The following is a 5,607-nucleotide window of genomic DNA, read 5'->3' as shown; positions in this document are numbered from 1 at the left end:
CAGCGGCGAGACCGTTCTCGAGCTGACCAACCATTCCGCACTCCCGCTCCGCAGCGCCGCCGCAGGCTCAGCTTGATTGCTGCCACCACACCGGAGAATCGCTGTCCGCGGCCGCGAGACTGACACCCTGGGACTAGACCGACCACTCAAGCACTGACGTGCGCGGGGAGTGCAGCGGGGTTGGGCGGACAGATGACGGGGAGGTGCAAGTTTGCTAAAGCAGTTTCGTTCCTGGCGTCTCTGCCGTGCAGGGGAGTTCGAGGGTGAATTGTGCTCCGTGGCCTGTGCCGCGGCTGCTTACTCGGATTCGTCCTCCGTGTGCTTCGACCAGTGCTCGGGTGATCGCCAGGCCGATTCCGGTGCCGCCCGCGTTTCGGCCTCGGGCGGGATCGGCTCGGTAGAAGCGGTCGAAGAGATGATCTAGGTGCTGTGCGGCGATCCCTTCCCCGGTGTCGGAGACGGTGATCGCGGCTGTGTTCGTTCTCGAACGAACAGCGCTGAGGGTGACGGTCCCTCCGGTCGGTGTGTGTCGTAGGGCGTTGTCGAGGAGGTTTCCCAGTACCTGTCCTATTCGCTCGACGTCCACAGTGACGTCGGTTGGTTCGATCTCACCCATGTGCAGCTGGACACCTTTGTCCGAGTAGCGTTCGCGTGCTGCGTTGACTGCCGTTTCCACCAGGGCTTTAGTGGTGGTTCGGGCTGGTTGCAGTCGTGTGAGGTGTTCTTCTGCATCGGAGACGTCGACAATGTCCGACGCGAGGCGTTCGAGCCGCCGGGTGGCCGCCCACAACACCTGCCTTGTGGAGTCGTCGAAGGTACGGACTCCGTCGTCCACGGCCTCGAGGTAGGAGTCGATGGTGGCCAGCGGGGTGCGCAGCTCGTGGCCCAGATCCGCGAGCATCCTTCGCCTGGTGGCGTCTGTCGCATCGAGACGCCTGGCCAGTTCGTTGACGCTGGTCGCCAGATCGTCGAACTCCCGGCCAAGTTTCGGACTCGCCATCCGGGTCTCGTAGTGCCCACGCGCTATGTCTGCCGTCGAAGTGGTAACCATGGTGACCGAGCGCTGGACCCGGCGGGTGAGGTACCAACTGGTGAGCAAGGCCACCAGGACCGCGATGGCCACCGCCAGCCCCCAAGCAAGGACTATGGCGACCGTGAAGGCTTCTTCGACGTGGGCTGCTTCGTTCGAATCGTGGTCGATGCCGGCTTGACCGAGGTGGTCGTGGAAAATGCCCGGGGCCAGGGCGGAGGCGACGAGCCACGCGCTGACCGCGCACCCGACGACCACACTGGACATGGCCAGAAGCAGGCGGGTTCCGAAGCTGAACCCAGCGACGCGTCGGCTGGTGCGGGGCCGAGTTTCAGTCGCGTCCGGCGATGGTATGTCGTTCACTGGCCGGTTCCCATGCGGTAACCAACTCCTCTGACCGTGCGTACGAAACGGCCTCGGGAGGCATCGTCGCCCAGCTTGCGGCGAAGGTGACCGATGTGGACGTCTACCAAGTGGTCATCACCCACCCAGTTCGGGCCCCACACGGCGGCCATCAGCTGGGCTCGGCTGAAGACGACCCCAGGGTCGCGGGCGAGCGCGGCGAGGATGTCGAACTCGGTGCGGGTCAGCGCGACATCGGCGCCGCCGACGGTGACCTCTCGGCCCGCGGTGTCAATAGTCAGGTCGCCGACGGTCCGTACCTGCTCCGGCGACCTGCCGTGGTCGATTTCGGTGGCGCCGGTTCGAGGTCTGCGCATCATCGCCTGGATCCTGGCCGAGAGCTCGCGCGGGCTGAACGGTTTGGTCATGTAGTCATCCGCGCCGACGGACAGGCCGATCAGCGTGTCGACCTCCTCGGTCCGGGCCGTAAGCATGACGATGTAGGCGTCGGAGTGCGTCCTGACCTGACGGCATACCTCGATCCCGTCCAGCCCGGGCAGCCCCAGGTCGAGAACGATGACATCGGGATCGATTCGACGAGCCAGACCCACCGCCTCCTGTCCGTCCCCGGTGATCGTGACATCGAACCCCTCGCGCTCGAGATAGGACCCGACCAGGTCGGCGAGGGGCTCCTCGTCATCGACCACCAGCGCCCGCGGACCGGCGTGCTGCTGGGGATGCGAACTGCGAGCGCCAGAAACGGAAGGGGGCATGCAGGCCATCTTCGCCGCAACTCCTGGAAATCCTTCACCCGAGTGGGCGCCTTGACCGAATCTTCACACGATCTCCATCCAGAACGCTCGGGTGGCCGGTCACCATGGGCGGTCGAGTCGGACACGGGAGGTACCTCATGCTCGGATGGGTCGCATTGACCGTCGGCGCCGTGGTCGTCACCGCACTGTGGGCGTCAACCTTGCTCCTGGTCACTGCCCTGTTCGGGCCGTCGCCCTCGGAGGGCGACCGATGAAGGAGTTGTCGCGGCGGGCATTTCTCATCGGTTCGGTCCTGGCCGGCGCGGGTGCGGTGACCGCCTGCAGCGAGCCGGGGCCCTCGGGGGTGCCGGTGTCGGCGTCGGATCCGGCGATCCGGGACCTGGAGGCCGAGCGGCAGCGACCGGGACAGCAGGTGGTGAACGCTCGGCTGTCCCCGCGCCCGGTGGAGGTCGATCTCGGTGGTCTCGTGGTGTCGACCTGGGCATTTGCTGACACTGTTCCGGGTCCGGTCCTGCGGGCCCGGGCAGGAGATCTGCTGCAAGTCGAGGTGGATAACCAGCTCGACCAGGAGACGAGCGTGCACTGGCACGGCATCGCCCTGCGCAACGATATGGACGGAGTGCCCGGTCTGACCCAGGACCCGATCCCTCCGGGCGCCCGGTTCACCTACGACTTCACAGTCCCCCACGCCGGGACTCATTGGTACCACTCACACTCCGGGCTGCAGCTCGACCGGGGCCTGTACGGTCCGCTGATCATCGACGATCCCGCCGACCCCGGGGACTATGACCACGAATGGATCGTCGTCCTCGACGACTGGGTCGACGGCATCGACGGCACGCCCGAGGACGCCGCCGGGCGAGTGGGCATGGATGCCCCCGGCGCTCGGGGCCGGCCGATGGCCGGAATGGGGCATGGCCAGATGGGGGGCGCACGGTCCAGCAACCCGATGATGACCTCCCGGTTGCTCGGTGTCGCCGGGGACGTCCACTATCCGCACTACTTGGTCAACGGCCGAGTCCCGGCCGATCCGGTCTCGTGGACTGCCAGCCCGGGCCAACGCGCGAAGATCCGGATCATCAACGCCGGGGCGGACACGTTCTTCCGCGTCGCCCTCGGCGGACACACGATGACCGTCACCGACACCGACGGCTTTCCCACCGCTCCCCAGGAGACGGAGGCGATCCTGCTCGGGATGGGCGAGAGGGTCGACGCCGTGGTCACGCTGACAGACGGGGTGTTTCCCCTCTTCGCCGAGGCAGAAGGCAAGAACGGGTACGGGTACGCCCTCGTGCGCACCGGGGCCGGCGAGCTACCCGCCGACCCGCGCCCCGGCGAACTCGACGGACCGGTGCTGCTGGCCGCGGATCTGACCCCAGCGCCGGACTCTCGACTGCCCGGCCGAGGGCACGACCGCTACCTCAGCGTCGACATGGGCGGCAGCATGATGCCGTATCGCTGGACACTCAACGGGCAAACCCACCCCGACACCACGCCGTTGGAGGTCTCCCGCGGCGACCGGGTCCGGATGCGGCTGCGCAACATGTCCGACATGGCCCACCCGATGCACCTTCACGGTCACACCTTCGCCCTCGCCGACAGCGGGCTGCGCAAAGACACCGTCACGATCCGCCCCATGCGGACTATCGAGATCGAGTTCGACGCGAACAACCCCGGACAATGGGCGTTCCACTGCCACAACGCCTACCACCAGGAAGCCGGAATGATGACCACCTTGTCCTACCTCGCCTGACCACCACCCGATCGACACACCACCCGATCTTGACGCCGACCCGAAAGGACATCGACCACGATGACCCGCACCACTCTGCTCCTGCCCGCAGCCCTGACCGCCGTTGCCCTGACGCTGTCCGCCTGCACCGACAGCACCGACAGCACCGAAGCCTCGCCCGCCGCGCCCACCACCGCGGCCGGCGCCACCACATCCGTGGCCGGCACCGTTGCCTCTGGCCAGGACGAGGAGCATTCGCAGGCCGACGTGATGTTCGCGCAGATGATGCTCCCGCACCACCAGCAGGCGATCGAGATGAGCGACATCATCCTGGCCAAGGACGACATCCCCGCCGACGTCGCGGCGCTCGCCGAGGAGATCAAGGCTGCCCAGGGCCCCGAGATCGCGCAGCTGACCGACTGGCTGGAGCAGTGGGGCGAGGCGACCGAACCGCAGGATGGTCACGGCGGTCACGACATGTCCATGATGGAGGGAATGCTCTCCGACGACGAACTAGAACAGCTGTCCGACGCACAGGGAGCCGACGCCGCCCGGATGTTTTTGGAGCAGATGATCGCCCATCACCAGGGCGCCATCGCCATGGCCGAGGAGGAGGTCGAAGGTGGCCGCTACCAGCCTGCGGTCGAGTTGGCCCAGACCATCATCGACACCCAGCAGCAGGAGATCGACACCATGCGCGACCTGCTCACCTCGCTCTAACCACCCGATCGCCATGGGCCACACCGGCCCGGCACGACACCCGAGACACCACACCACGCGGAGAGGAAAATCCATGTTCTCCACAACGCGCTCTGCGCTCCCGCTCACGGCCGTCAAGGAAGCGTGTTCGTGCTGCTCCACGCCCACGGACCTAGAACGAATCGCCGCCACCGGCCGTCCGCAGGCTGACGATGACGCCGCCGTGGCCGCCGGCGCTCACACGAAAGTAGCCAAATGAGTCAGCCACACGATCACCACCACCATGATCGCCGCGGCGGACCCGGTGACGGTTCGGCCGGCCGCCCCGACGAGATGGCCACCTCGGTAGCCGAACATCATCACCCGGGCGCAGCTGACGACGCGGCCAGCCACGGCCACACCGGACAGCATCACTCCGGTCATGAAGACCACGGCGGTCATGCGGGGCACGCAGACCACGTCGGGCAGTTCCGGCGGCTGTTCTGGATCATGCTCGTTTTGGCAGTGCCGGTGGTCGGCTTCAATGACATGTTCGCCGACCTCATCGGCTACCAGCTGCCGGAGGCCGGCTGGGTGTGGTGGGTCTCCCCCGCCCTGGGCACGGTGATTTATCTCTGGGGCGGTCGGCCGTTCCTGACCGGCGCGCTGTCCGAGCTCCGCGCTCGCCAGCCCGGCATGATGCTCCTGATCGGCCTGGCGATCACGGTGGCGTTCATCGCCTCCTGGGGCGCTACCCTGCGCATCCTGGATCATGAGCTGAACTTCTGGTGGGAACTGGCCCTGCTGGTGGTGATCATGCTGCTGGGCCACTGGATCGAAATGCGCTCCCTGGCGCAGACCACCTCCGCGCTCGACTCCCTGGCGGCGCTGCTGCCGGATGAGGCCGAGAAGGTCGACGATGACGACGTCGTCATCGTCTCCCCGGCCGACCTGGTGGTCGGCGACGTGGTGATCGTCCGCCCCGGTGCTTCTGTGCCCGCCGACGGCACGATCATCGACGGCTCGGCCAGCATGGACGAATCCATGGTCAC

Annotated in this window: 5 protein-coding genes; 3 read left to right on the top strand and 2 right to left on the bottom strand. The window is 66.8% G+C overall.

Annotated elements, in window-relative coordinates:
- Positions 1 to 214 precede the first annotated feature (214 nt).
- Both G6023_RS00595 and G6023_RS00590 read right to left on the bottom strand, forming a co-directional pair.
- A complete protein-coding gene (locus G6023_RS00595; protein ID WP_120285758.1) occupies positions 215 to 1,297 on the bottom strand; it encodes a sensor histidine kinase in 1,083 nt (360 codons plus the stop codon).
- Positions 1,298 to 1,389: 92 nt separating this feature from the next.
- Positions 1,390 to 2,082 (bottom strand): response regulator, encoded by a 693-nt coding sequence (locus G6023_RS00590; RefSeq protein ID WP_347570687.1) that lies wholly within the window; start codon positions 2,080 to 2,082, stop codon positions 1,390 to 1,392.
- A 313-nt stretch (positions 2,083 to 2,395) separates the two neighbouring features.
- Between G6023_RS00590 and G6023_RS00585 the strand changes: the two genes are divergently transcribed.
- The 3 genes from G6023_RS00585 to G6023_RS00575 form a co-directional block, all read left to right on the top strand.
- A complete protein-coding gene (locus G6023_RS00585) occupies positions 2,396 to 3,898 on the top strand; it encodes a multicopper oxidase family protein (protein WP_182633817.1) in 1,503 nt (500 codons plus the stop codon).
- A gap of 60 nt (positions 3,899 to 3,958) precedes the next feature.
- Positions 3,959 to 4,597, top strand: a complete 639-nt coding sequence (locus G6023_RS00580; RefSeq protein WP_132061918.1) for a DUF305 domain-containing protein — start codon at positions 3,959 to 3,961, stop codon at positions 4,595 to 4,597.
- Positions 4,598 to 5,065: 468 nt separating this feature from the next.
- Positions 5,066 to 5,607, top strand: a 542-nt coding sequence (locus tag G6023_RS00575) for a P-type ATPase actuator domain-containing protein (RefSeq protein ID WP_472986407.1), incomplete at its 3' end; no start/stop codon positions are given.

Origin of the sequence: Dietzia sp. DQ11-71 (assembly GCF_014144995.1) — a bacterium.
GTDB classification, from domain to species: domain Bacteria; phylum Actinomycetota; class Actinomycetes; order Mycobacteriales; family Mycobacteriaceae; genus Dietzia; species Dietzia kunjamensis.
This window is presented reverse-complemented; position numbering and strand designations above follow the sequence as displayed.

Excerpts from the sequence above, each read along its gene's own strand:
- G6023_RS00595 (WP_120285758.1), bottom strand. The coding sequence starts at position 1,297 with ATGTCCAGTGTGGTCGTCGGGTGCGCGGTCAGCGCGTGGCTCGTCGCC.
- G6023_RS00585 (WP_182633817.1), top strand. The coding sequence starts at position 2,396 with ATGAAGGAGTTGTCGCGGCGGGCATTTCTCATCGGTTCGGTCCTGGCC.
- G6023_RS00580 (WP_132061918.1), top strand. The coding sequence starts at position 3,959 with ATGACCCGCACCACTCTGCTCCTGCCCGCAGCCCTGACCGCCGTTGCC.